At 71.1% G+C, this 24,660-nt stretch carries 22 protein-coding genes and 2 pseudogenes; 14 read left to right on the forward strand and 10 right to left on the reverse strand.

Annotation, left to right across the window (positions count from 1 at the left end; translation table 11 throughout):
• Positions 1–29 precede the first annotated feature (29 nt).
• The 9 genes from ACIA6C_RS31220 (at position 30) to ACIA6C_RS31260 (ending at position 7,194) form a co-directional block, all read left to right on the forward strand.
• Entirely contained in the window at positions 30–1,232 is a 1,203-nt protein-coding gene (locus ACIA6C_RS31220; RefSeq protein WP_399280932.1) for a helix-turn-helix domain-containing protein, read from the forward strand.
• A 193-nt stretch (positions 1,233–1,425) separates the two neighbouring features.
• The gene (locus ACIA6C_RS31225; RefSeq protein ID WP_399280934.1) at positions 1,426–1,872 is read left to right on the forward strand and encodes a hypothetical protein; all 447 of its coding nucleotides are present in this window, start codon (positions 1,426–1,428) and stop codon (positions 1,870–1,872) included.
• Positions 1,869–2,063 (forward strand): hypothetical protein, encoded by a 195-nt coding sequence (locus tag ACIA6C_RS31230; protein WP_399280936.1) that lies wholly within the window; start codon positions 1,869–1,871, stop codon positions 2,061–2,063. Before ACIA6C_RS31225 ends, ACIA6C_RS31230 begins: the two co-directional genes overlap by 4 nt.
• A 65-nt stretch (positions 2,064–2,128) precedes the next feature.
• Positions 2,129–3,016 (forward strand): glycosyltransferase family 8 protein, encoded by an 888-nt coding sequence (locus ACIA6C_RS31235; RefSeq protein WP_399280938.1) that lies wholly within the window; start codon positions 2,129–2,131, stop codon positions 3,014–3,016.
• A gap of 116 nt (positions 3,017–3,132) precedes the next feature.
• Positions 3,133–3,897, forward strand: coding sequence for an aminoglycoside phosphotransferase family protein (locus ACIA6C_RS31240; protein WP_399280940.1), 765 nt, complete (start codon positions 3,133–3,135; stop codon positions 3,895–3,897).
• The gene (locus ACIA6C_RS31245) at positions 3,894–4,625 is read left to right on the forward strand and encodes a glycosyltransferase (RefSeq protein WP_399280942.1); all 732 of its coding nucleotides are present in this window, start codon (positions 3,894–3,896) and stop codon (positions 4,623–4,625) included. The genes ACIA6C_RS31240 and ACIA6C_RS31245 overlap by 4 nt, the downstream gene beginning before the upstream one ends.
• A complete protein-coding gene (locus ACIA6C_RS31250; RefSeq protein WP_399280944.1) occupies positions 4,622–5,548 on the forward strand; it encodes a PIG-L deacetylase family protein in 927 nt (308 codons plus the stop codon). Before ACIA6C_RS31245 ends, ACIA6C_RS31250 begins: the two co-directional genes overlap by 4 nt.
• A complete protein-coding gene (locus tag ACIA6C_RS31255) occupies positions 5,542–6,156 on the forward strand; it encodes a hypothetical protein (RefSeq protein ID WP_399280946.1) in 615 nt (204 codons plus the stop codon). Before ACIA6C_RS31250 ends, ACIA6C_RS31255 begins: the two co-directional genes overlap by 7 nt.
• 6 nt (positions 6,157–6,162) lie before the next feature.
• The gene (locus ACIA6C_RS31260) at positions 6,163–7,194 is read left to right on the forward strand and encodes a glycosyltransferase (RefSeq protein ID WP_399280948.1); all 1,032 of its coding nucleotides are present in this window, start codon (positions 6,163–6,165) and stop codon (positions 7,192–7,194) included.
• Here ACIA6C_RS31260 and ACIA6C_RS31265 read toward each other — a convergent pair.
• On the reverse strand, positions 7,191–8,222 hold the full coding sequence (locus tag ACIA6C_RS31265) for a phosphotransferase (protein ID WP_399281010.1): 1,032 nt from the start codon (positions 8,220–8,222) through the stop codon (positions 7,191–7,193). The genes ACIA6C_RS31260 and ACIA6C_RS31265 overlap by 4 nt on opposite strands.
• A gap of 224 nt (positions 8,223–8,446) precedes the next feature.
• On the opposite strand from ACIA6C_RS31265, the gene ACIA6C_RS31270 reads away from it, so the two are divergent.
• The gene (locus ACIA6C_RS31270) at positions 8,447–8,998 is read left to right on the forward strand and encodes a flavoprotein (protein WP_399281012.1); all 552 of its coding nucleotides are present in this window, start codon (positions 8,447–8,449) and stop codon (positions 8,996–8,998) included.
• Positions 8,999–9,055: 57 nt separating this feature from the next.
• Here the strand turns inward: ACIA6C_RS31270 and ACIA6C_RS31275 are convergent, their stop codons facing one another.
• The 5 genes and pseudogenes from ACIA6C_RS31275 to ACIA6C_RS31295 all read right to left on the reverse strand — a co-directional run.
• Complete coding sequence (locus ACIA6C_RS31275; protein ID WP_399281015.1) at positions 9,056–9,262, reverse strand: hypothetical protein; 207 nt, start codon at positions 9,260–9,262, stop codon at positions 9,056–9,058.
• Positions 9,252–10,430, reverse strand: a pseudogene (locus tag ACIA6C_RS31280) (relaxase/mobilization nuclease domain-containing protein); the annotation flags it as partial. The gene ACIA6C_RS31275 and the pseudogene ACIA6C_RS31280, both read right to left, overlap by 11 nt.
• Positions 10,427–11,035 (reverse strand): plasmid mobilization protein, encoded by a 609-nt coding sequence (locus ACIA6C_RS31285; RefSeq protein ID WP_399280950.1) that lies wholly within the window; start codon positions 11,033–11,035, stop codon positions 10,427–10,429. The pseudogene ACIA6C_RS31280 and the gene ACIA6C_RS31285, both read right to left, overlap by 4 nt.
• Before the next feature lie 64 nt (positions 11,036–11,099).
• The gene (locus tag ACIA6C_RS31290; RefSeq protein ID WP_399280952.1) at positions 11,100–11,969 is read right to left on the reverse strand and encodes a DUF2637 domain-containing protein; all 870 of its coding nucleotides are present in this window, start codon (positions 11,967–11,969) and stop codon (positions 11,100–11,102) included.
• A gap of 105 nt (positions 11,970–12,074) precedes the next feature.
• A pseudogene (locus ACIA6C_RS31295) lies at positions 12,075–12,179 on the reverse strand (ATP-binding protein); the annotation flags it as partial.
• Between the two features lie 199 nt (positions 12,180–12,378).
• Here ACIA6C_RS31295 and ACIA6C_RS31300 point away from each other — a divergent pair.
• Positions 12,379–13,221 (forward strand): tyrosine-type recombinase/integrase, encoded by an 843-nt coding sequence (locus ACIA6C_RS31300; RefSeq protein WP_399280954.1) that lies wholly within the window; start codon positions 12,379–12,381, stop codon positions 13,219–13,221.
• 79 nt (positions 13,222–13,300) lie between these two features.
• Here ACIA6C_RS31300 and ACIA6C_RS31305 read toward each other — a convergent pair whose 3' ends face one another.
• Genes ACIA6C_RS31305 through ACIA6C_RS31320 form a run of 4 tightly spaced genes read right to left on the reverse strand, consistent with a single transcriptional unit; the run spans position 13,301 to position 18,226 of the window.
• Positions 13,301–14,644: an AAA family ATPase gene (locus ACIA6C_RS31305; protein ID WP_399280956.1), complete on the reverse strand. Its 1,344-nt coding sequence runs from the start codon at positions 14,642–14,644 to the stop codon at positions 13,301–13,303.
• Positions 14,641–16,152: a hypothetical protein gene (locus ACIA6C_RS31310; protein WP_399280958.1), complete on the reverse strand. Its 1,512-nt coding sequence runs from the start codon at positions 16,150–16,152 to the stop codon at positions 14,641–14,643. Before ACIA6C_RS31310 ends, ACIA6C_RS31305 begins: the two co-directional genes overlap by 4 nt.
• Positions 16,149–17,273, reverse strand: a complete 1,125-nt coding sequence (locus ACIA6C_RS31315; protein WP_399280960.1) for a hypothetical protein — start codon at positions 17,271–17,273, stop codon at positions 16,149–16,151. The genes ACIA6C_RS31310 and ACIA6C_RS31315 overlap by 4 nt, the downstream gene beginning before the upstream one ends.
• Before the next feature lie 53 nt (positions 17,274–17,326).
• A complete protein-coding gene (locus ACIA6C_RS31320; protein ID WP_399280962.1) occupies positions 17,327–18,226 on the reverse strand; it encodes a hypothetical protein in 900 nt (299 codons plus the stop codon).
• A gap of 138 nt (positions 18,227–18,364) precedes the next feature.
• Here ACIA6C_RS31320 and ACIA6C_RS31325 point away from each other — a divergent pair, with 138 nt between their 5' ends.
• From ACIA6C_RS31325 to ACIA6C_RS31335, 3 genes are read left to right on the forward strand one after another with little or no spacing between them, the layout of a single operon-like run.
• On the forward strand, positions 18,365–19,990 hold the full coding sequence (locus ACIA6C_RS31325; protein ID WP_399280964.1) for a PD-(D/E)XK nuclease family protein: 1,626 nt from the start codon (positions 18,365–18,367) through the stop codon (positions 19,988–19,990).
• The gene (locus ACIA6C_RS31330) at positions 19,987–21,183 is read left to right on the forward strand and encodes a hypothetical protein (RefSeq protein WP_399280966.1); all 1,197 of its coding nucleotides are present in this window, start codon (positions 19,987–19,989) and stop codon (positions 21,181–21,183) included. Before ACIA6C_RS31325 ends, ACIA6C_RS31330 begins: the two co-directional genes overlap by 4 nt.
• A complete protein-coding gene (locus ACIA6C_RS31335) occupies positions 21,176–24,622 on the forward strand; it encodes a signal recognition particle (protein ID WP_399280967.1) in 3,447 nt (1,148 codons plus the stop codon). Before ACIA6C_RS31330 ends, ACIA6C_RS31335 begins: the two co-directional genes overlap by 8 nt.
• Positions 24,623–24,660: the final 38 nt, after the last annotated feature.

A 24,660-nucleotide genomic window follows, 5' to 3' on the forward strand; every position in this document is an offset into this window, starting at 1 on the left:
CGGGGCCCATCACGGGGAGGTTCTAGAGCATGCAGTGGTCGGAGTACACCACCTCTGAGCGCTTGAAGGCGCTGCGCGGCGCCATGACGCAGGAGCAGTTAGCGGAGGCCGCCGGTGTGTCCGTCGGTGTCGTCCGCAAGCTCGAACGCGGCGGGACGGCTTCCCTGCCGTCGCTGCTGTCGATCGCCGACGCGCTCGGTACAGACATCGCCGTGCTCCTCGGGCAGCAGGCGCCCCGCCGGTCCATGGACCGCGACGAGCGGGCCGCGCTGCGTCTGGTCTCCGCGGCGACCCACGACGCCGCCATCGGCATCCCCGCCGATGTCGAGCCGGGCAGTGTCGAAGAGCTCCGAGCGGTCGTGCGTCGGGCGGACGCCGCCTACTGGGAAGGGCGGTACACCGAGCTCGGTACCCTCCTCGGGCGGCTCCTTCCAGAAGCCCGCGCCCGGTTCGACGCCGCCGGCCTCAATGAACGGGAGGCCGCCGCCGGCGTCCTGATCGACACCTTCCAGACCGCGGGCATGGCCGCCAACGTGCTCGGCTCGCGAGACCTGGCGTACGCGGCGTTGACGTACGGACGGCAGATCGCCGTCCAGGGCGGGGACGAACTGCGCGACGCCCATCTCGCCGCCACGACCGCGTGGGTCAATCTCCGTGATGGGCGCACCAAGCAGGGCTTCCTCCTCGCGGCGGCCCAGGCAGACCGGATCGAGCCCAAGATGAGCGAGCACGATCCGGACCGGCTCAGCGTCTACGGTCAGCTCGTCACGAACGCCGCCGTCGCCGCCTCCCGGGGCGGGGCGAGCGCGGACCACGCCCGCGAGTACCTCTCCCAGGCGCACGCCGTCGCAGCCCGCATCGGAGACGAACACGCCCGCGGCTCGCACGCACAGCCGTACGGGCCGATGTACGCCGCCACGCAAGCGATGAGCATCGCGGTGGCACTCGGCGACACGGGCGGCGCTCTGCGCCTCATGGACACCGTCCGCCTGGACGCCAGCGTGCCGCTGGCCACCCGCGCCCGCTTCGGCCTGGACGTCGCTCTCACCCAGGTGGAATGCCGACGGTGGGAGGCCGCCGCCGACACCCTCCAAACGGTGTGCGAGACGGCTCCCGGCTGGGTGCGCCACCAGATGCTGCCCGGCGTCATCATCAGCAGGCTCGCCGGCGTGTCCGTCAGCCGACTGCGCGGGCTGGCCAACTCCGCCGGTGTCCCGCTCGGGGTGCGCTGAGGAACGGGCCGCAGTACCACGGTCCGTAGTAGCTCCGCGGGTGCCGCCGGCATGACTGCCACGGGCCGTGTCAGCCCCAGGGCGGAGTCCGCGACCGTTGCCACGGGACGTGGCAGTCGAGCCCGGTACGAGGTTCCTCCGCTGCGACGGGCCGTGCCTGGGCCCGAGCCTCGCAGGCCACCAGCCTGGAGGCATGCCGAACAACCCGCCCGGCGGCCTCGGGCACGTACCCGTTGCCGTCTACTCCTGCGCCACCACCTCCACCGCCCTGGGCGAGAGCGAGGAGCGTGGCCGCTACTACGCCGACGCCCGGCACTGGCACGTTGCCGGGGTCTGGTCCGACTCCGATCCGGCGCTGCCGCTTGCTGAGCGGCCGGGGTGGCAGGCGGTCACGGCTGCCCTGTCCGCCGGGATGATCCGGGGCGTCGTCGTCAGCGGCGCGGCGCATGTCGCCTCCGACGCGGCCCAGTTCGCGGCCCTCGGCGTGCTCCTCCGCGATCGGGGAGGGTTCCTCGCGGACGCGTCGAACGGCACCCCGGCCCGCCGTACGCCCGGTCAGGCCCGACGACGCCGCGACCTCGCGGACGCGGCCTCCGGCTGGTTCGGACAGACCGACACACACGACGAGGGCACCTCGTGAGCGCCCGGCGCGCGTGGGTCGGTGACCTCGTTCGGGACGGAGACGGGCGGCGGGCGATCGTCACCGACGTCCGTGCCGGCGGCACCGTGTGGGTGCTGCGGCCGCCGACCGGGGGCGGGCCCTGCTGGGAGACCGACGACCCCGACAGCCTCAACGTCCTCGCCCCCTCCGGCGGCGAGGACAACCGGTGAGCTTCCGCGCTCACCGTCCCGTCCCCCACCCCCTTCCGTGCGCCACGCCTGAAAGGCGACGTCTCGTGTACGCGTTCGGTCTCTGCATCGACCAGCAGTACCTCGTCCCCGGCCTCGCCACGATCGCGGGCCTGGCCGACGGCCTCACCCTCGTCGCCCGCCGCCATGCCGCGGTACGGGTGCTCACCCTCGACCTCGCCCCGGCGCAGGCCCTGCTCCTCTCCGACTTCGCCAAGCGGACCGGCTTCGGCTCCTTCGACCTCCGGCGCTGCGCCCCGCTGCGCGCCTCGCGCATGGCGGACGCCTCGTACATCACCGTCACCACCTACCTGCGGTTCGAGTTCACGCCGGACTTCGTCCACCAGCCCTACCTGATCTACGTGGACGCGGACGTGCTCGTACGCGGAGACATCACCGATCCGCTCGGATCCCTCCAGGAGGACGAGATCGGTGCCGTACGCGACGAGTTCAACCCGGCCGTAGGGGAGTGTCCGGCGCTGCCGGGGGCCGCCGAGCGCTGGCCCCACCTGCGCGGCCGTCCCTACTTCAATGCCGGCGTCCTCTGGACCCGCACCGGTCACCTGCCCGTCGTCCGCAAGGGCGTCGAGCACGCACTCATCCACGGCCGCCGCCACATCCTCCACAACGACCAGGACGCCCTGAACCTGTGGCTCCTGCACTCCGGCCGCGTGCGGCAGGCCACCGCCGGGCTCAACAGGTTCGAGACCGGCCGGTTCCTGGAGCGGGGCAACTGGGTGCGGCGGGTCGTCACCCGGTCGCTCAGACCGGATCCGGCCGCGGCCCTCGTGCACTTCGTCGGCCCCGAGAAGCCCTGGCAGGCCGACTGCCCCCGGACCGAGGACGTGGCCGAGTACCGGCGGCACCTGGCGGTTACCCTTCGGCACGTCCGTCGCCTGGGTGCCTTCGGGGCGGAACCGGCGGGTGCGTGGTGAGCACGACGAACGTACCCGCGGCGGTTGTGCGGGCCGCCCTCGGTCTTGTGGGAGTTCCGGTCCGTGCCGCACACCGCCTGTCGGCGCGGTCGAGAACGGTCGTGTACCGGGCCTTCTTGGCAGACGGGCGGAGCGTGGTGATCAAGCTGTACGCGGTCACTGCCCGCCGCAACGCGGCGACCGAGGCGACGGCGGTCCGGTCCGTCGCGAAGCACGTCCCTGTGCCCGTCGTCCTCGCGTACGGACACGTGCCCGGCCATGAGGTGACCGCTCTCATCACCGCGGACCTCGGCCCGCTCACCCTGGGAAGCGCCGTGCGGTCCGGCCAGGTGGGCGACGAGCGAGCCCTGAGGGACCTCGGTGGCCTGCTCGGCCGTCTACACCGGGCCCCGGTTCAGCCGTGGGCCCGACGCCGGCCGTTCCACGAGCAGGTCACCTCGATCGGCCGTCGCTGCCCGGCCAGCGCTCTGGACCGCATCGCGCCCACCCTGGCCGCCATCGCCGATGCCCCGGCGGCTGCCCCGGTGTGGTGTCACAGCGACCTGCACGGCGACAACGTCGTACTCGTCGGGCCCCGAGCCGTCCGCCACCTCGTCGACTTCACCGACGCCGCAGCCGGTCCCCGCGAGTCCGACGTGGCCCAGACCCTGGTCATGACCGGCGCCATCGCCTCCGCCCGGGCCCGCACGGTCACCGATGCCTATCCGCTCGCCTTGGACCACCACCAGTTGGCGGTCTGGGCCGTCTTCCACACGATGCGCTGCTGGGCCCACTCGGAACCCGGCGACGACCGTGCCCGGTGGGCCGCCCGCCTGGACGAGCTGAGTCGACGGACCCCGCACCTCTTCCGCGTACCCCGCCCGGAAAGGACATACCGATGACCACCCCTGCCTTGTCGGTGGTGATCCCCGCCTTCAACGAAGTCGCCTACCTGCCCCGTTACCTGCCTTCCGTCCTCGCCTCCCTCGCCCGCTGGGAGGAGGTCACCGGCCGCACCGGGGAGGTGATCGTCGTCGACAACGCAAGCACCGACGCCACCGCCGACATGGCAGCCTCCTTCGGCGCCCGCGTCGTCACCGAGTCCGTCCGCAACATCGGCCGGGTACGCAACACCGGCGCGAGTGCCGCCCGCGGCGGCCGGCTCTTCTTCACCGACGCCGACGTGGCCCTGCCACTGGAGGCGGTCAGCGCCGCCGCTGCCGCCATGGACGCCGGGGCGGTCGGCGGTGCCATCCCGCCGCTCTACACACCCGAGCGGCTCGGAGCCCGCCTGCTGTGCGCGTACTGGGATCACTACCGCACCCGGCGCGGTGGAGCCCAGGGCGTCAACCAGTTCTGCACCGCCGACGCCTTCCACCACGTCGGCGGGTACCGGGACGACCTGTTCATGAGCGAGGACGTGGAGTTCTTCGCCCGGCTCAGCACCCACGGCCAGGTCACCGGACGGCCCGTGGCGATCCTCGACGAGCTGCGCGTACGCCCGTCGACCCGCCGCTACGACCAGTGGTCGAGCCTGCGGATGCTCTGGTGGCAGAACCCCGTCACCGCCCGCCTGCGGCTCCGGTCGCCCCGCATGTGGCGCCACTGGTACGAGACCACCGTGAGATGACGAAGGAAACCCCTGTGCGGCCTCAGCCCAAGCCCCTGCCCGCGGCCGACCTGCCGGTTCCGGACGGCAGCGGCATCTACACCTTCCCCGACGACCTCCACCGCGCCCACCAGATGCACACCCAGCAGCTCGCCGCCCGCCACCGGGCCATGGATCACCGTGTCCTGGAGGTGACGGCGCCCCACACCCGCGTCCCGTACTACGTCGAGGCCCGTACCCCCGCCGGCCGCCCGGTCCTCGTGATCGAACCCCACCACGACGACTTCGCCCTCTCCGCCTCGGGTGCCTTCCTTGCCAACCCCCGACCGCTGACCGTGGTCACCGTCTTCACCCACTCCCGGAGCGTCCACCCCGCCCTGGAAGCCACGTACGCCGACGTCGACACGGTGTCCGAGCTGCGCAACCGCGAGGGCGCCGCCGCGCTCGCACCCTTCGCCGCCCGCCGACTCCTTCTCGGCCACAGGGACGCCGAGCCGCCGTACCGGCCCTATGACCCCGAGCTGCTCGACCGGGTCACCGAGGAGCTGCGCCGGATCGCCGCCGTCCACCCCGACGCCGAGCTCCTCGCCCCCGCCGCGGTCACCCGCCACCCCGACCACCTCCTCGTCCACGAGGCCGCCGTCCGCCTCGGCTGCACCTGGTTCTGGGAGGACCTCGCCTTCTGGGCGACGTACGCGCTCGTCGGCTGCGACCAGCACCTGTTCCGTACACGTACGGGGGCGGCCATGCGGCCCGAGCTGGTCGACATCACCGACGTCGTCCTGGACAAGGTCACCGTCCTGAGGATGCACGGCTCGCAGATGCACCCGGCCCGGAAGATGTACCGGCCGATCCGGCACGCCTTCACCACGGCGGCCGACCTCGTCGACGGCACGGGACTCTACGCCGAGCGCTTCTACCGGACGGAGGAGACGACGTGCTGATCATCGCCCTGGAGGGGCCCTCCTACGCCGGCAAGTCCACGGCGATACGCCACCTCCGCCACACCGCCCTCGGCTCGCGCGCGTTCGTCTCCGACTGCTACGTCAAGCACATCGCCCACCGCGACGACATCCCTCCGGCCCGAACCGACTCCGCGGCCGCCCAGTTGGCAGCCTTCGAGCGGTTCATGGAGATCGAGGCGACCCGAGTGGCCGAGGCCGCCGCGAGCGGCAGGCAGCTCGTCGTCCTCGACCGCTCCGTGGACACCCTCCTCGCCCACGCGTACGCCCTGGACGCCCTGTTCGGGTACGGCGTCCACCACCAGCTCCACCACCGGCTCACGACGCTCCCTTTCCTGCGCCCCGACCACACCCTCTACCTCGACGTACCGGCCGAGACGCTCCACCTCCGCCGGAAGACCACCGGCCACACCGCCGCCGAGTCCGAGTACTTCCTCCACGAGCCGGGCTTCCTTCACCACGCACGCGACTACTTCGTCCACACGGCCCGCCGGCCCATGACGCGAGAGATCACGGTCCTCGCCGCCGACGCCGACCCGGACGAAGTGGCCCGGGCCATGGAAGCCCTCGTCGGTTTCTGGACGAGGTGACCGCCGGTGCCCACCGCCCTCTTCGCCTGGCGTCGCACCCCGCCCCCCTTCCTCATCGGAGGCGCCGAGGTCACCCAGCAACTCCTCGCCGAAGAACTCGCCGTCGCCGGCTGGCGCGTCACCTACCTCGGCTCACACGAGGCGCCGTGGGACGGAGCCACCCAGCTCCCCGACATGCGCGCCCATCTCCACAGGCATCGCGTCCCGTACGACGAAGCGAACGGCACCCTGCGCTACTGGTGGGACGGGGTCGAGTGCGTGGCGCTGACGCAGAACAACGTGGAGCAAGAACTGGGCAGCCTCCTGGGGGAACTCCGCCCCGACGTCGTGTTCACCGCCCAGGAAGGATCAGCGAGGCTGGCCGAACTGGCGAAGCCGACCACCCTCGTCGCCGGCCTGCTCCACTCCGTCTCCGCCACCGGCCTGGGCGTGCTCACCGGCCGCCCCCACTACGGACTTGCCGTATCGAAGTTCGTCCGCGACCGGGCACCCCGCACGCCCCGCACCCGCATCGACGTGGTGTACCCGCCGTTCGCCCGCCCACGACCGGCTACGGACACGGAGCGCACCCCAGCCGTACTGATGGTCAACCCCATCCCCGCCAAGGGCGCCGAGCTGCTGCACCAGCTCATCCGCCTCATGCCGGAGCAACCCTTCACCCTGGTCGAGGGCTGGTGGGACACGTCTGCCGACTTCGCGGCCTATCCGAACGTCACGTATGTGCCCCGTGTTTACGACATGGAGCCGCTGTACCGTAGCCACCGCCTTCTGCTGGCCCCGTCCATCGTGGAAGACGCCTTTCCCCGCGTGATCGTCGAGGCCGCCCTCCACGGCGTCCCGACCATCGGTACCCACCGGGGCGGGATCCCCGAAGCCATCGGCGACACCGGGATCGTCCTACACGCCACCGCCGGCCCCGAGGCGTGGGCGCGAGCAATCCGAGACGTGGACCGCGAAGCGCTGGGGGGGCGGGCACGGACCAGAGCGGCACGTTTCACCCGCTCGTGCCTCCCAGAGCTCCGGGAACTGGGGATCTAGAGAGCGCCGCCGAACGCCCGTTCCACCTCGTCGAGCCGCTCCGTCCACCAGTGGAGGAGCGCCTCGTCGGCGATGAACAGGTCGTCGCAGGAGCGGTCACCCCAGTCGTAGTGGAACTCGAGCTGCCAGAAGTCCGTCATCCGCTTCCACCACAAACGGCGTCCGGCGTCGAGCAGCGTGGCCGGCTCCAACGGGACCACCGACCGGTAGCCGCTCACGAAGGCCGCCACTCGCTCCAGGTCGAAGACGCCTTCCACCCCGAACTGCACCTGCGCCGTGCGGACGATCTCCTCGGGGTACGGGCGGACGCCCAGCCGGTCCCAGTCCAGGACGGCCGTCAGATCGCCGTCGGCCCAGAGGAGGTTCCGGTACTGGAAGTCGCCGTGCGTCCAGCCGTACGGCCCTGCGGGAACGTCTCCCTCAGGGCGCAGGGCCGCGTACTTGGCGAGCAGCACCCGACGCTTGGCGAGGGCGTCGAGCGCCGCCGCGTCGAAGGAGTCGCCCGAACCGTGGGCCCGCGCAGCAGTGGCGAGCCGGTCGGCCTTCTCCGACGCCCTTTCCGGCGTGACAACGTCCGCGGTGAGACTGTCGGGAACAGCGGGGAGGACCCCGGTTTCGGCGGCGTGCCCGAGCGCCAGGTGGAGCTTGGCGAGGACTGCGCCGAGCCGTCGCACCTGAGCGAGGGGGAGGTCCACGCCACGAATGTGCGCCCCTTGCGCCCAGGGGAACAGGCAGTACCCGCTCCCGCCGACCTCGACCACGACCCCACCCGACGAGCCGACCACAGGGACGATCACTGGAATGCCGGCCTCGGCCAGGGCCGGCAACACGGCAAAATTGCGGCGCAACCTGTCGAGCGGTACATCCGTGACCCGCTTCAGAGCGAAGGTCCCTCGCGACGTGTTCAGCTGCCAGTTCATGTTCATGAGGCCATCAGCCAGATGACGCCAGTCGACGACGTCCCCGAGGTCGAAGTCCTTGATCAGTTCCGCGAGATCATGGGAGGGAATGCGGTGCCTGCTCGCCATATGCGCGTTGGTCACCTTGGCGACGATACGTGAGCTGAGCACCGGGTGCACAAGGATCACCGCGCGGCACCGGCATCAGTGGTCCAGCCGACGCTTGTACTCAGACACCGTGCCCTTCGTGCAGGTGGCAGGCGGCTTCTCCGACCCGGCCCCGTCCGCGGATGCCGACGGCTAGGGTCTGAATCGTGACCGCAGGGGAGCGCGTCGACGAGGGGGGCAAAGCTATGAACGACCGGCCGAAGAAGCCGTTCCTGTATGTCGTCGTCTGCGCCGCCGGCATCGCGGGCGACGCGCACAAGCTGATCACCGCCGCGCAGGAGCAGGGCTGGGGCGTCGGCGTCATAGCCACACCCCAGGGCCTCGGCTTCCTCGACACCAAGGCGATCGAGTCCCAGACCGGCTACCCGATCCGCTCGGCCTGGCGTAGCCCTGGCGACCCGCGCCCCCTCCCGCCCGCCGACGCCATCGCGGTCGCGCCCGCCACGTTCAACACGATCAACAAGTGGGCCGCCGGCATCGCCGACACTCTCGCGCTGGGCATCATGTGCGAGGCGTACGGGATGGGTATCCCGACGGTCGTCCTGCCGTACGTCAACGCGGCCATGGCCGCACACCCGGCGTACGACCGGAGCCTGGACCAGCTGCGGGAGATGGGCGTGATGGTCGGGTCGTACGAGCCGCACCAGCCGAAGGCGGGCGGGGGAGCGGAGCGTTTTCGGTGGGAGGAGGCGCTGGAGCTCTTGGACGGCAGGGGCGCAGGTTTTTTCGGACGGTGATCCGGATCGAGGCCCGCGCGCCTGTCGTCGGTCGGAGAGGACCGGGCGGATCTTTCGTCAGTGGGCGGAGCCCGGACGCGGCTCCTCGTCCTGCCCGGGCAGCAGTCGCAGGGCGAGGACCGAGCCGTCGGCGTGGACGGAGACCGGGCCGCCCCAGTCCTTGCCGTAGCTGAGGTGGGGGCGGGCGTGGCGGCCAGCATGGACGAGGGCCCGGTACTCCTCGACGTCGCCCCTGGCGAGGAGTCGGAAGATCCGTGGTGGCACCGTCCTCGCCCCGGCCGAGGGCCGGGCCGCCGTGGACGAGGTTGCGGGCGGCCTGGCGAAGGGCGTGGTCGTGCCCGCGTACGGCTCGGATGTGGGAGCGGGATGCGCGCTCGAACGCGGTTGCTGCGGCGCGGAGTTCGTCGCGAGTATGAGCGGCGGAGGATTTGGCGAGGGCGTCGAGGACCTCCCCGGTGGCGGCGATCTGCGCGGCGACCATTCCGTCGTCGCCGTGGTCGATGACGAGCAGGGCCTGCCAGGCGGCGCCGGTGGCGCGCCGGCGGGCGGACGCGGGCCCCGTCACCGGTGGGGGCGACTGCGGGCCGGTATCGCCTGGGCCCTGGGTCCAGCGCTCACGGATGCGGGGCAGGGAGAGGTCAGGGGCCAGCTTGGAGCCGGAGTAGAAGACCGGTTCGCCGTTGCCGTTGCGGTCGCCGGGAAGAGCGACGGTGTAGCCGAGGGTGTCGCCGGAGGGGGCGATGCGGCGTCGGACGAGCAGCCCGCCCGCGGCGAGGCGGTCGAAGAACTCCTCCTCGCCCGCCGAACCGGCCGCCGAGCGGCGCACCGTCTCACGCAGCTCCTCGCGAGGAGTGCGCTGTCGGCCCCGGCGTTCGGCCTTGTGTCGTTCGGCGCTCGTGGGCCGTTTGGCGGCGGTGCCGTCCCCGGCCGCCACGCGGTGGAGGTCGTAGTCGACTTCGATCTGGCGGCATTCGGTCTGGGCGCGCTTGGCGGAGCGGTGGTGGTCGGGGCGGCGGCCGTCTTCGCGGACGAGGGTGGCGATGAGGTGGATGTGGTCGTCGGCGTGGCGGACGGCGGCCCAGCGGCAGCCCGCGCCGTCGCCGGGGTCGATGCCGGTGGCGGCGATGACGCGGCGGGCGATGTCCGCCCACTCGGTGTCGGTGAGGGCGCGGTCGCCAGGGGCAGCCCGGACGGAGGCGTGCCACACATGGGTGGTGGGGCGGGTGTCGTCGGGGAGGAGGTGCAGGGGTTCGTCCAGGAGCTGGGCGAGGTCGGCGAGGGTGGTACTCGGGTCGCGGCCGGGGTCGGGGGCGAGACCGTCGAAGGAGGCGACGTGGTGGGGGTCGGTGTGTTCCTCGCGGCGGCCGGGGCCGTAGAGGTAGGCGAGCAGGCGGGCGGTGTTGCGGCCCTGCTGGTGGATGCGGGGGATCAAGCGGCGGTGCCTTCGGAGAGCGGGCCTGTGAGGCGGGACGTGACGTTGCGGACGGCGTCGGCGGCGTGGCGGACGGCGGCGAGGGTGTCTTCCAGGCCGTCGGGGTAGGTGCCGCTGTTGAGTGCGCGGGCGGCCTGGTTGAGGTTGTTGTTCGCCTGCCCGAGCTGGCGCCGGAGTGCGAACAGGGCGGTCAGGGCGTCTTGGCGGGTGGCGATGGCGGCTGCGGTGCGGTCGAGGTCGCGGGCGGCGGCGAGTCCGCTGTGGGCGAGGAAGCCGGCGATGCTCATGCCGACCGCTTCGGCGCCGGCGGCGACGGTCGCGTGCTCGGCGTCGCTGAGGCGGACGCTGTGCGCGCGACGCTGCGTACGGGCGCGTACGCGGGGCTTGCCCCGGCGATGCCGCACCGGCGGCGGTCCGCCCCCGGCCGCAGCCCCTCCCTCCCGCGCCCCCTGGCGCGGGAGGGCGCCCGCCACCCCCGGGGCGGGCACCGGTTCGGACGCGCCCCCGACGGGGGAGTGTCCGAACCTCCAACTTGCTCCGCCCGGGGCAGGGTCCGTCTCCACCTGCGGCTGGATGGTGAGAGCTTCGGCGTGGCTGTCGTGCATCAGGGGTTCCCTTGGAGTGAGTGCTGGGTGCGGGCGTTCTGGCGGGTGAGGAGCGGCGGGTTCGTCAGGCCGTGGATGCCAGGTCCTTGGTGACGGCCGCCTCCTCCAGGACCGCGTCGGCGGCCTTCTTGGCCCAGATCCGGTCGACGGTGTAGCCCTGCGCGCGGGCTGCGTTCTCTTCGGGAGTGCGGGAGACGTGGCCGGTCTCGCTGTGGATCTGGCGCGCGAGCTCCAGGAGGTACGCCTCCGTGGCCTTCGGCTTGCGACCGCCGGAGCTCGGCGCCGCCCTCCCCGACTGCGCGGTGGCGGGAAGAGGCGCCTTGGCGGGTGCGGCACGTGTGGCAGGGGTGATGGGTGTGGCGGGTGTGGCGGGCACGGCCTGTGTGGCCGCCGTTGGCGGAGTTGGCGGTTTCGGCGCGGGCTTGGCGGTTGTGGTGGTGGCGGCGGACTCGGCATGGCCGGCGAGCGTGGCGTTGGCGGCGTGCTTGGCGGTCGACGTTGGCGGTTCACTGCTGGGCGCCGTGGCGGTTGGCGGTTCGGCGGCCGCCGGCTTGCTGGCGGTGAGGTGGCGGTTGATGACGAGGTAGAGGTGGACGGCGCCGGCGAGGGCGAGCGGTGCGGTGGCGGACAGGGCGCCGACGGTGGCGTTGTTGAGGTGGAGGCGGGCCTGCTCGTTGAGGCGGATGGCGTGCAGGGCGTTGGCCCAGATGCTCGTGCCGGTCGCCAGGGTGACGAGCGTCCCCACGTACAGGCGGGAGCGGAGCGGGGCGGTGCGCAGGATGAGCAGGGCGGTGACGCCGAGGGCGATGAAACCGTCGATGACGAGGGGGAAGAGGTAGGTCAGCGGTCCGCTGATGTGGGCGGCGACGGCCATCTGCCGCAGGGCGTCGTACGAGAGGACAAAGCCGGCGGCGGCGATCAGGATGATCCCCACGAGGAGGGGGCGGCCCCATCGTTCGGAGGCGGGGCGTATCAGGGCAGGGGAGGGCAAGGGCACGGGCTCCGGAGGTTGTACGAGATGTGGGGCGAGTGGCGGCGGTCAGCCCACAGGTCTGGTGCGGCGGCGGTCGGGGCCGTCGAGGGTGACGCGCTCGGTCATCTGGGCCAGGCGGGAGGCGACGCGGTCGCCGAGGGCCGTGCGCAGGGCACGCCATCTCGCCCGCCCGGGGGTCCCGCATGCTTCCGCGGGCGAACTGGGTCTCCATATCGGTACCCCAGGCGCGGGCCTGCGCCTTGAGGGGAAACGACTCGCTGAACCGGTCTCCAACCCGGTTGCGGACGGTTGCCTGCCATTTGCCGAGCTCCATACGCTGCGCGGGGACGCCTCCAGCATCAAGAACCACGTGCTGCCCCACTGGGCCGACTGGGAGATGCGGGCCATCACCCGCATGGACGTCCAGAGCTGGATCCGCGGATTGGCCGAGAAGGGGGTCGGTGCCTCGGCGATCAAGAGGGCGTACAACCTGCTGTCGTCCATCATGCGTGCGGCCGTCGACGACGATGTCATCGCGGTCAGCCCCTGCCGGAACATCGACCTGCCGCAGATCGCGATCAGGCCTCCGCAATGGTTCACCCTCGATCAGGCGCAGAGCATCGTCGACGAGCTCCCGGCCCCATGGCGCACCATGTGCCTGCTCGGCTTCTACACGGGTCTGCGCTGGGGCGAACTCACCGGCCTGCATCGCCATCGGATCGACCAGCGCCGTTCCCGCTTGTTCGTGGTGGAGGTCAACACCAAGAGCGGCATCAAGGAGTACCCCAAGAGTTCGAGGAGCCGCCGGGAGGTCCCGCTTCCGCTGCACGTCCTGGACGCGCTCGAACGGCACATCCACCCGCTCGACCGTGACGCCCTGGTCTTCACCACCGTCACCAAGGGCCGCGCTGGCCGTCGCCTCGACGACGGCAATTGGCGCCGCCAGACCTGGTGGCCTGCCATTGAGAATGCCCACTACTTCGGCACCGACGGGGAGCAGCTCCCCGTTCCGCACTATCCGCCCCACTCCATGCGCCACACCTGCGCTTCGTGGCTCGTCCAGAAGGGAGTCTCGCTCTACGAGGTCCAGCACCTCCTCGGCCACGAGAGCTTCCAGACCACCCAGCGCTACGCCCACCTGCAGCCGGACGCGCACAAGGCAGTGCTGGCAGCTTGGGAGCGTTTGGACGTCCCGCTGACCTTTGCGGCGTAGACAACTCGTCCTGTCCACTGGCGTGCGTCGGATGCGCGCTGCGCCCTACGTACAGGGCGAGCTGAAGGGCGGCCTACAGCTATGGACGAGCTTGATTCTCCAGGTAGTCCATGACCACGTGGTGCGCCCGCCACCCGTCCGGGAACTTCGGTGGTACGTCGAGGTAGACCGGGCTACTGCGGGGATGCCGGTCCAGGAGGTCGGTGATGCCGGCGCGGGCCACGACGATGCAGGCGAAGCGGTGGCGGGAGAGCAGGACGCACAGGCGACCCGTCTCCAGATGGAAAGCGGAGGCATCCTGACGGCCGGAGAGCGGGTGCCAGACCAGTGTGACGTCGAACTCGCGGCCCTGGAGACGGTTGGCGGTGTCCACGGTGATGCCCGTGAGACCCCGCTTCTCCAGTCGCGACCGTACCGAGTCCGCCTGGATCGTGCGGGCGGCTCCGATCGCGATGCGGGACTCGGTGAGCGGCTCTCCGTTCACCAGCGCCCCTCGCTCCAGCAACCGGGCCGCCGTTTCTGCCAGTGCTTCGGCCACCTCGGGGTCATCGTCGAGAGTGTGCCGAGCAGGAAGCTCCAGCAGACCCCAGCCCGACCCGGCCGCGCAGGCGAGGACGGCGTCCGACGGTGTTGCACGGTGAGGTGCGGTGCCATAGGTGAGGACGCGGTCAGCCGCCTTGGTACCGGAGATGAAGGAGTAGAAGGGATAGAACGCCTTCTGCACGAGAGGGGCTGCCATCTCTGGCAGCCTCCAGGAGACCGGGAGCTCGTGTCGCAGCAGGTCGGAGTTGTGCGCCAGCGCCACGTCGACGGCGTTGCGCAGCGGGTCCCAGGTCAGTCCCTGCCAGCGGTCGGTGTCCACTGTGGCGAAGGGGTCCAGCTGCCCGGGATCGCCGACGAAGAGGACTTGTGAGTCCTTTTCGGAGAACAGTGGTGCCGTCGCCAGCAGCGCGTCCGACCGCATCTGGTAGGCCTCGTCCACGATGGCCCAGCGCCATGGCGCGCACTTCTCGCGGGGGACGTGCGACCACTTCTTGGCAGTGGAGACGACGACCGGCAGCTCGCGGAGGGCGGGTGCCTCGTTGCTGCCCCGCACGTTGGCGTGCCGGCGCACCCGTTCGGGCAGGACGAAGTCCTTCTTGTGGAGGCGGCCGACGGGGAGGTCCGGGTATTCCCGGGCGATGTTGTCGACCAGGTCGTCGACCTGTTCGTTGGTCTGCGCGACGATCATCACCTGATGGCCGGCCGATGTCAGGTGGCCGGTGGCGCGCTTGACCAGCGTGGACTTTCCCGCGCCCGGTGGAGAGTCCACCACGATGCCGCGTCCGGTGGCCGAGTCCAGGCCGGACAGCACGTCGGCGACCGCCCGGTCGGCGAGGGCGCCGGGTGACGTGCCGCCGTCGGGTTCCGGAGTGGCTGTCATTCCCAGACCTCTTCCGCGTCCTCGTCGGTGGGTTCGTACGGCTGTGGCGGACCGCCGTGGGTCCAGGGGGTGTCCTCCTCAGCCGGGAGCGAGGACGGCATGTTCTTGGGATCGATCGACGTGAAGGTGATCGTCTCGCCGAGGTCGGCCATGGTCCCCTCAGGCGCGGGCGGCTTGCGCTTGTTGCCGAAGCCGCCGTTCAGCTGGATCAGCACGACGGACCCGGCTCCGTCGGGGGCGATGTCTAGGATCTCGGCTTTCTGCCTCGGTCTTGCCGGGGACTTGACCGCCGTCCCCACTGCCATGGACACGTGAATTTCGCAGTGCACGGTGATCGTCGGGCGCCACAGCGGGGATCCGGGCCGCGCCCCGGGGATGGTGCGCTCTTCCTCCCGGGCCGTGACCACGCCCGTGAACGCCTCGCCCGTCAGTTCGTACTCCGCCATGACCAGCGGATCGTCATACGCGCGCTCGGCGTCGTACCGCTCCTGGGCCTCCTCCATACGGGCGAGGCGGCGGGCCGCCCCCACCGCGTGGTCGCGGCGGGCCTGCGGGCGCCCGTCGTCGTCCAGATAGGTCGCGTACTCGCCGAACAGACGCCGTTCGTATGCCCGCCGTTCGGCGACGTGGCCCCCGGCGGGAAGGTCGCGCAACAGGCGGACGCCGTGCCACATCAACTGCCAGGTCGGCAGCATCTGGGCGTGCAGCTCGCGGTCGATGGTGCGAGCGGCGGCGTCCCGCGCCCGCTCTCCGGTTGCGCCGTCGTACTTCGTGATCAGTTCGTCGAGCGTGCGGTCGAAGACCGGGTCGGTCGCCGGCCCGGCGGGCGGCCACGCCGCGGGGTCTTCGCGCTCCCGGGCGGTCTCGGCCCCGGTGCGTCCGGCGGGGGGATCGATCCAGCCGAGCAGGGACGCCAGGTTCGCGTTCTCGGTGGGGCTCTGCCCGGTGGCCCAGTGGGCAGAGAGGGACCGCGTCATGGCCTGGAGCAGGGCGGAATCCGGGAACTCGGCCCGGTCGGCGAACCAGGTCAGCCACTTTCCGAGCAGGGGTACGGATGGGGAGACGGCATGCGGACCGTCTGTCGCGCGCAGCCGGGTCAGACGGCCCAGCAGCCGGACGTACGTGATCCCCCCAGCGTTCGGGACGAGGAGCTGGGGTGCGCGCAGGGGTCGCTCCCGCTCCTCCTTGTCCTTGCCGCACCCGACCGTGTACGGCTCTTTCGGCGCGGCGCGGCATTCCTCGAAGTAGGGCAGGAGGAGGTCCGCGAGGCTCTCGACGAAGCCGAAGCGCTCGGTTCGGTCGTGGGGGCGGCGAACCGTCAGAAGCACCGGGTGGTCGGGATCCGTCCCGGCGAGAGCTGCGAGTGGCGCGCAGGCCTCGCCGGCGAGGGTGAGCGGGATGAGGACGAACGGGGTGTCGTCCACATGCTCGTGGCGCACGGTCGTCAGCCGCTCGGCGTATTCCGACGTGGATGCCCGCAGGGCGGCCACCGTGGCGATGACGCTCACGCGGTCGCACCTCCACGCAGTCGACGGAGTCGTTCGGCGGCCCGCAGCCGGATGATGACCGCCTCCTCGGCGGGGCCCGGGGCGCTGGTGCCGTCGAGGTGGCGGAGGGCGGTCCGGGTGGAGTCGATGCCGGGAAGACTGTTGCGTACCACTCCACCCAGCCGGGCCGGGGAGGCGCAGCCAGTGGCCTCGTCCCGGCAGTAGCGGGACATCTCGCAGAACGAGAGGCAGTCGGGGGTGAAGCTGGCGTCCAGCTCCCGCATCGTGGCGTCGATCTCGGCCTTCGGCCGTTCGGCGTCGAGCGTCGCGTCGGGAGAGAGGGCGTGGGCCAGGTCTTCGGCCCGGCGCAGACGCGATAACTGGAACCGCAGGGCGTCGAGTTCCTGGCGGAGGTCGATCAGCTTCCCGTAGGGCCGGTTGGAGAAGTCCTTCGGGCAGATGAGAAGGAATTTGTGGGCGATCGCCTTGGGATCGAGGCCGAGTTCGGTGAAGGTCTGCCGCAGGGCGAGGACGCTGACCGCCGCCTGTTTCGTGGTCTGGGCGACCGCCGAGGGGTTCGCCTGGCCGTCGATGGCCGGGAAGGAGCGGATCTCCACCACGTAGAACTGTCCGCCGGTGCGGTGGCTGAGGGCTTGCGGTATCACGTGGGCGGTCTGACCGGCGACCTCCAGGGTCAGGACGGGGCGGTCCAGGATCAGCCGCTCGTCGGCGCCGGCCGCCAGGCGGTTCAGAAGCCGCCGACTCTCGCCCGCCCGCACCGCGAGCGAAGCGTCGCCGCCCACCTCGGTCAGATCGGCTACCGCGGCTTCCTCGACGGGGACGTCGAGTTGCTCCCGGAGCAGGCGGATGAGCTCCGCGTAGCCGCCCCATTTGACCAGGGCCTCGAAGCTCTGCTCGCGTCGGATCGCGAAGGGGGACTGGCCGAAACGCGGCTCATGGCCCAGGCGCTGGGCGAGCAACGCCTTGTCCACGCCCGCTGCGTCTAGTACGGCGCGGCGGGAGCAGGCCGGGTTGGCCGTGAGGGCGGTGATCTTGCGTGCCGTGTACTCCTGCGGGGGACGCGGTCCGCGCAGGGCGGCGAGCCTTCCCGGAGAGGGGGCAGAGGGGTGCTGCGGAGGCATCTTCTCTTCTTACGCGGAATTCTGTGGCGGCACCGGAGGAATCCGGTAGTCGGTCAGGTGGTGAAGCCGACTGAACCACGCAGGGCATCGTGCAGGGGCGGGGCCCCGAAGAGTTGCTGCACGTCTGTGAGTTGGCCGCGTGCGCGGTCGGCGGCCGTGCGACGCAGGGAGTCGTCCGCCTCCTGGTGCACTGCGGCCTCCGTGCGTGCTGCGGAGATCACGCGTTCGGGGTCGATTTCCTCGTCGTCGTACGCGCCGGGGATGTTGAGCGCGAAACGGCGCAGCAGTTGGCGGGCAGCGCCGGAGGGTGCGTGTCCGGCGACGTCGAGTCGCAGGATCTGCTCGGCGGTGCCGATGGCGTGGACAAGGAAGTCGGCACGCGGGCTCAGCGGGCCGACGATGCGCTGCTCCAGGGGCCAGACGGATACGGCGAGGAGACCGCGGGCGGGCGTGAGCCGGTCGTGGGTGAGGGCGGCACAGATGTAGTAGGGGCGGGCGTAGCCCTGTGCGGTGAAGGACCTTTCCTCGTCCCGGCGGAGGGAGGCGAGTTTCGTCGCGACCAGCGGCTCGGTGAAGAAGGCCTGATATACGGATGAGATCAGCTTGGGCGACGCGGGAGCGCCGAGCAGGGTGAGCGCCTGGTGCACCTGCTCGCGGACCGGGACGGCGCCGTGGGTGGACTGCTTCCCGTGGGCCTGGAGCCGGAACGAGGATGCGGTCCCGGCGGTGGTGGCAGGTGCCGGGGTCCCGGCGGGTGAGTAAGGAGCCGCGGCAGGTGGCGCGGCCCCCTCCGTCTCCTCGGCGTCGAGGGCTCGCTCCCACGCGGCCTCCGCCTCGCGCAGTTCGGCGCGGATGCGGGTGGTGGCCGCGTTGTCGCGGGCGCGTCGAGCCTCTCGCAGGAGGGCGCGCAGGCGCGACAGGCGTTCCTCGAGCTCCTCCAGCGATGCGGTCATGGGCGCACTGTATCGCCGATCCCTTTGATTTCCAAGGTTCTCCAAAGAGTTCCAAAGTTGTGCGCTACGCTCGGCGGCACGGCCTCGGGGTTCCGACGGCCGGCCTAACTCCGTGCTTCGGCCGGGAGGGGGAACGACATGACGTGCGACGTGCCGTGGCGTGTGCCGCAGTGGATGACGGGGGACGAGGGGCCGGTCCGGATCGGGCCGGGCACAGGAGGGGGAGCGGACGAGCCGCACGTCTGCCCGGCCCGCGACGCGGCGAAGGCCCGGCCAGGACTTCGGGCGCGGGTGCCGTCGCAGCTTCCCCGGGAAGAGCACGAGACCTTCACGCTCGGTCCCGTGTGCGCGGCACTGGACCGGATCGAGTTCGGCGGCGCCACGGTGGACGAGGCGCTCGGAGCCCTGTCCGGCCACCGGCCTGCTCTGCACGAGGGGCACCGGACCTACGTGGAGCACGCGGTGCGGCAGTACACGAGCCAGGGGCCGGACGCCTTCGTGCCCGTCCAGCCGCACTGGGCGGTGCGCAAGGACAATGGTCGGCGCTGGGAGCTCTACGCATGGTGGCGCCGCTACCAGTCGGCCGACGGCACGGTGCGCGAGTACCGGCGGCTGAGACACGGGGACGCCCGTGCGTCGAGCCGGGGTGAGATCGCGGTCGCCGCGTACACCGCGGCGTTCGGAGCCGACGCGGCGTGGCCGCGCCGCTGGAACCAGGAGTTCGTGATCCACGGCTCTCCCGGGCCCGTCGCGAGAGTCAGGATCATCGAGATCGGCCTAGGCGACGGATCGCGGACCGTTCAGTTCGACGGAACTGCGGAGGAGGCCAAGGCGTACTACGAGGCGCACGGCGGCCCCCACGTGAGGAATGTGGTCAGGGGCGGTCCGGAGCGCCCCGGGGCGGCCTGCTTCGACTGCAAGCAGTTCACCGGGTGTGAGGCGGTGCCCCGGTCTCCGGGGGTACTGGCGCTGCCCTCCCGCCGGTTACCGCTGCGGAAGGTGTCCATCAGCGACCTCAGGTACCACGCCGCCTGCCCTGCGCAGTCCCTGCTGCGCTCCCTGCACCTGCCGAAAACAGGCGAGTACAGCGACGCGGCCAAGCTCGGCCAGGCCGTGCACGGTTGGGTCGAGACGCTCCACCGCCGCACCGGCCCCATTCCCTGCACGCGCGGCGACATGCCCCCGCCGGGGGAGAACTGGACCGCCGGCCGGTGGAGGGTCCCGGACGAGGAGGCGGAGACGGGCCGCGCCATGCTCCTGCAGCATGTGGACTCGTGCCCCTTCCAGCTCCCCGAGGCCATCGAGCGGGTCGAATGCGAACCGACCCGGGTGTTTCACGACACGGCGGCCCAGGCGCTGGTCGTGGCCAAACCCGACCTGCTCTACAGGGAGGACGGTTCCTGGGTATGGCGGGAGCTCAAGACCACCCGCACTCCTGCCCGCATCGGCAAGGATCCGTTGGACGCGTATCCGCAGCTCGCCCTGGCCGTCGTCCTGCTTGCCCAGGGGGAGCTGGGCGGTGACCCCTCCGGATCGAGGGTGGAACTGGAGGTCCTCCGTCCCGATGGATCCGACCCTCACGTCATCGACCCGATGGACGCGGAGCGCCTGGCCAAGGCGCGAGCGGTGCTCCGACGGTACGCCGGCCCCTGGCGCGAGGACCGTGCGTGGGAGGCACGGCCGGGCGGGCACTGCCACCAGTGCCCGGTCTCGCGGTGGTGCCCGAGCGCCCAAGCCCCTGCCGACGCGGAGGAGAAGGCATGATCACCCAGACCCCACCGAACTCCGGGGCAGCCCGATCCGGCCTGGTCTCCCGACCGTCCGCGGGCTCGGACGAACCCCTGCTCCGGGAGATCGCCAGTGCGCTGGTCCGTCTGTCCCGGCAGCGCGGCGTGCCCCACCCGATCTATCCGGCCCAGGTACAGAACGCCTACAACCGACTCGTCCTGCACTGCCTGCGACACGGAGTCGAACCGCCGGGCAGCATTCCCGAGATGGTGCGCTGGGCCTGCGAACGACCGCTGACGGGCTGGCCGCTGGACCTGCCTCCCGAAGCCCGTGGGGCCGCCGGCACGCTCGTGGATCCCCAGACGAGACTGCCGCACCAGCTCTGCCTCGAGTGGGAGGTGGATGCGGCGGACCCCGCCGCAGAGATCTTTGAGAACCAGCGCATGCTGGAGGCACTCACCGTATGCCGGGCAGCAGGCGATCCTGCGGCGTACACCGCCTTCCGGTTCCTGCTGACCACCCGGCCCGTACTCACCGGCGCGGAGCTCGCCCTGCTCGGCGGGGACCCGGAGTGTGGACTCCTGCTCCACCACGTCATCAGACAGTGCTACGAACCCGTCCCTGCGACCTATCGACGCGACGGCGGGTACCAGCAGTGCGGACGCTGCCGCTGCCTGATGGTGCCACTGCCCGGCGGAGCTCACCGCTGCGAGCTGGACCGCTGCCGCCGTGACGCCACCGCGGCTGTCCCCGTTCCGGTACGTCCCGACCGCAGCGGGCTCCACCAGCTCAGCCGCCCCCTGCGGATGTTCGTCACCAGTCCGGGCCTGGCAGAGAACGACATCGGGTCAACCCTCAAGAGACGCTTCGGCATCGATGCCGAGATGTGGCCCCAGTTTGACGCGTACGACTTGCGCGTCCCGCTGCCGGGAGGCCGGTACTGGGCCGTGGACGTCAAGGACCGGGTGAACCCGGTATTGCTCGCACGCACACTCACCCGCTTCCGGGCCGACCCGCCCTTCGACCGAGCATTCCTGGTCGTGCCCCGCTATCGATTCCGCGAGAACGAGGCGTACGGACGACAGTTCCGCCGAAATCTTCCCGAAGACCTGGCAGGGAACATCACCCTGCTCGACGACCGGACCTTCCTGCGTCTCGTGGCCGAGCAGATCGCCGACCGGACGGAAGCCGCCGGATCCCCTCGCCGCCAAGGAGACCACCATGCGTGATCGCAGCAGCTGGCACCGTCGTTGCTCCCGCCAGCTCACCGATGTATGGCCGGATGACCTCGGTGCGTTCCGGGTCGCCGATCTCCTCGACGTCGAACTGGGCCTCTATCTGCTGCAGAGCGTGGCGCCCACGCGCGCCGCACTCGACGTGTGGCCCCTCCTCGGCGGATACCCCCACAGCGAAGCGCTCGGGGACGTCCGCTCCGACGAACAGCGGCTGCGCATCCTGCGCGCCCGCCACCACCTGTGGGTCCTCAGACGCGGACACGCTTGGTCTGAGGCGCTGGAGTCGTACCTACGCGTGCCGCAGCAGCTGCGCGGATACGACCTCGAAAGCGTCGACGCGGTCCCGCGTCGACGCGTACCCGCCCGGGCAGCGCGTCGTTTCGAGGTGTTCGAAGAGTTGCTCACCACAGGACCCGAGTTCGCGACCCGCCGTGTTCCGCTCGCTGGGTCGGGCGAGCACACCTTCCGGGCCCAGGACCGGCTCCACTCGGTCGAGATCACCGACGACCTGCTGCTCGGCGCCCTTCCCAGGTCGCACGCCCTCAACGCGGCACCCGCCGGGCGCGGGGAACCCGTGGACGTGACCTGGGAAGAACTCGAGTCGGCGGCCGCAGCCATGGACGCGAAGGAGGAGGTCATCGGCGGCTCCCGAAGCGGATGGCGCGGTCGACTGAGCCGTGTCCGGTTACTCGTCCGGGACGAGGCCCTCGGTCGGTTCACGCGGGGCGAGCGCCTCAGGATCGACCAGCTGCTCCACCTGGTCGGCATGGTCGGTGCGGGCAAGTCGACCCTCCGCGACATCCTCACCTACCACCTGGTCACTCGGACGTCGCGCCGTGTCACCCTGGTCGTCGGCGACGTCGCCGAAACCCTGGCCGTCGTGGAGCTGTTCAAGCGGCTCGGGGTAGCGGCGGCACCCATCCTCGGCCACTCCACGCGAGAGCGGAACATCGGACGCCTGCACCGCCGCACCGCGGTGGCGGGCGCCGACACCATGCTGGGACACGACCACCCCGGCTTCGCATACCTGAGCAGTGCCTGCCCCGTGGACGTGCTGCGCGGCATGGAGGCACGCAGGCCCCTCGGCATCAGGGAAGCCCCATGCCTCGGGCTGTACCCCGCTGTGGACCAGGAAGAGACCTCGGACGATCCACTGGTCGAAGCGGAGAACCCGGCCGGCCGAAGGTCGCGCCCCAAGCCCCAGCGGAAGCTGTGCCCGCTGTGGAACCGCTGTCCGAGACATCGCGGCGCCCGGGACCTCGTCGATGCCCGCGTCTGGGTTGCGACCCCCGCCGGGCTGGTGCACAGCTCCGTGCCCCAGCACCAGCACGACGAGCAGATCCGTTACCTGGAACTCGCCTGCCGACTCAGCGACCTGATCATCGTCGACGAGGCGGACCGCGTGCAGATGCAGCTCGACACCGTGTTCGCCCCGGCCAGCACCCTCGTCGGCACCTACCCGAACTCATGGTTCGACGAGGTCGCCGTCCACAAGTTCCAGCAGATGGCCCGAGACGGGCGGCTCCAGCTGTCCGAACGCGACGTCGACGACTGGACGAACGCCGTCAACACCGTGAGCGCCGCCACCGACCGGCTCTATTCGCTCCTGGTCAAGGACGGGGAGCTGCGGCAGTGGATCAGCGTCGACTACTTCAGCGCGTTCACCCTGCACAACCTGCTGATCGACAGCTGGTTCCCCGGACGGGACGCGGGCGACCAACCACCGCCCGCGGCACGGCTGCTGGACGAGGCGTTGCTGCGGTTCCGGGACGACCCCCTGCACGAGCACGAGAGCACTGGTGACGGCGACCAGGTGACCCCCCTGGTCAACACCTTCGTCCACCTGGCCCTCGAACTGCTCCACGCCCCCCAGGGCGCCCGCACCCGGGAACGGCTCCGCTCCACCCTCACTGCTGTCGTAGGCCACGACTCCGGAGTCCTCGACCGGATCGACGTACAGGCCCGACGCTTCGAGTTCACCCTGCTCCTCGCCGCGCTCCACAGCCGACTCGACTTCATGACCATCCTGTGGCCGCGCGTCGAGGCCGCACTCCACCTGGAGAACGCGTCGAACGTCCTCTCCCGCAGACCTCCGAAGGACTACGAGGCGGTCATCCCCGAATCACCGATGGGCAACGTCCTCGGCTTCCAGTTTCGCCTCACGGACTCGGAGCGCGACGGTGACCGCAGCGGTGAGCTGCGCTTCTTCCACTGCAACGGTGTGGGGCGCGAACTCCTCATGCGAATGGGCGACCTGTGTCGGGTGGACAGTCGACCCGCCCCCCACGTTCTGCTCATGTCCGCGACCAGCTGGGCCGGCACTTCCAGCCGGTACCACCTGCACGCCGATGTGGGAGCCGTGCTTCGCCCGCGGGACGAGGAGGTCGAGGCCGTCCTCGGCACCGAGTTCCGCAAGGAGTTCCTCCACTGGCCGGGCAGCGAAGGGCCGCGGCCCCTGCGGCTGTCGGGCTGCCCCCCGAAGGAGCGGCCCCAGGCGCTCGTCGAGATGCTCCGGCAGCTCGCGGTTCCTGACCGCAGCCTGCCCGGCGCGTCCAGCATGCTCGACACCGAGCTGGACGAGATCCCCGACCAGGATCGACGCCGCATCCTGCTCCTCGTCGGCAGCTACGACGAGGCGCGGCGCGCGGCCGAGTACCTCAACGGGATCCCTGAGTGGAACGGCCGTGTCGTCCAGCTCGTCTCGGACGACGCGGACGCCGACACCGCCTGGGCCCGGCTGCCGGAGGACCCCGCGGTGCGCACCCTCACCCGAGGTGACGTGCACTCCTTCGCGAAGATCGGCGGCGAACTCCTGATCGCGCCGCTGCTCGCGGTGGAACGAGGGCACAACATCGTGCTGAGCACGGGCAAGGCGGCGATCGGCAGCGTCTACTTCCTCGCCCGGCCCCACCCGCGGCCCGACGACATCGCCCTCGCCATCCAGTCGATCAACGATTGGGCGGTACGCCAGCTCCGGGACACCGGAAGGGTCTTCACACAGGCGACGCTCGCGGCTGCCACGCCGCACCAGGCCGCCATCGGGTTCCGTAGTCGCGCCCGCCGCCAGTGGAACCGGTACCTCACCCGCCGAATGGCCTGGTCCAGCCTCCGGGACGACGAGAAGGTCGCCTTCACCTGGGACCAGCTGGTCGTGATGTGGCAGGTGATCGGCCGCCTCGTACGTGGCGGTGTGCCTGCCAGGGTGGCCTTCGTGGACGCCGCCTTCTCACCCCGCGAGGCGGGATTCGAGGCTGTCGACACCCCGGACACCAGCCTGCTGGCGAGCATGCGCGCCGTGCTGGCCCCCTACTTCGACGAGCCCGGCATCGTCGCTCAAGGTGCCGAAGCTCCGCCGGAACCCCCTCCGATCGACAAGTCGCTCGTCCGCGAGCTGTACGAGCCGCTCTACCGCGCCCTCGTCGACATGGGCTGAGACCGCGGCTCCCCATCCGCACCCCGAACCTGTTCACG

The sequence above is a fragment of the Streptomyces sp. NPDC051578 genome (assembly GCF_044454045.1).
Lineage (GTDB): Bacteria > Actinomycetota > Actinomycetes > Streptomycetales > Streptomycetaceae > Streptomyces.

Excerpts from the sequence above, each read along its gene's own strand:
- ACIA6C_RS31220 (WP_399280932.1), top strand. The coding sequence starts at position 30 with ATGCAGTGGTCGGAGTACACCACCTCTGAGCGCTTGAAGGCGCTGCGC.
- ACIA6C_RS31225 (WP_399280934.1), top strand. The coding sequence starts at position 1,426 with ATGCCGAACAACCCGCCCGGCGGCCTCGGGCACGTACCCGTTGCCGTC.
- ACIA6C_RS31245 (WP_399280942.1), top strand. The coding sequence starts at position 3,894 with ATGACCACCCCTGCCTTGTCGGTGGTGATCCCCGCCTTCAACGAAGTC.
- ACIA6C_RS31250 (WP_399280944.1), top strand. The coding sequence starts at position 4,622 with ATGACGAAGGAAACCCCTGTGCGGCCTCAGCCCAAGCCCCTGCCCGCG.
- ACIA6C_RS31265 (WP_399281010.1), bottom strand. The coding sequence starts at position 8,222 with ATGGCGAGCAGGCACCGCATTCCCTCCCATGATCTCGCGGAACTGATC.
- ACIA6C_RS31270 (WP_399281012.1), top strand. The coding sequence starts at position 8,447 with ATGAACGACCGGCCGAAGAAGCCGTTCCTGTATGTCGTCGTCTGCGCC.
- ACIA6C_RS31285 (WP_399280950.1), bottom strand. The coding sequence starts at position 11,035 with ATGCACGACAGCCACGCCGAAGCTCTCACCATCCAGCCGCAGGTGGAG.
- ACIA6C_RS31305 (WP_399280956.1), bottom strand. The coding sequence starts at position 14,644 with ATGACAGCCACTCCGGAACCCGACGGCGGCACGTCACCCGGCGCCCTC.
- ACIA6C_RS31315 (WP_399280960.1), bottom strand. The coding sequence starts at position 17,273 with ATGCCTCCGCAGCACCCCTCTGCCCCCTCTCCGGGAAGGCTCGCCGCC.
- ACIA6C_RS31320 (WP_399280962.1), bottom strand. The coding sequence starts at position 18,226 with ATGACCGCATCGCTGGAGGAGCTCGAGGAACGCCTGTCGCGCCTGCGC.
- ACIA6C_RS31325 (WP_399280964.1), top strand. The coding sequence starts at position 18,365 with ATGACGTGCGACGTGCCGTGGCGTGTGCCGCAGTGGATGACGGGGGAC.
- ACIA6C_RS31330 (WP_399280966.1), top strand. The coding sequence starts at position 19,987 with ATGATCACCCAGACCCCACCGAACTCCGGGGCAGCCCGATCCGGCCTG.
- ACIA6C_RS31335 (WP_399280967.1), top strand. The coding sequence starts at position 21,176 with ATGCGTGATCGCAGCAGCTGGCACCGTCGTTGCTCCCGCCAGCTCACC.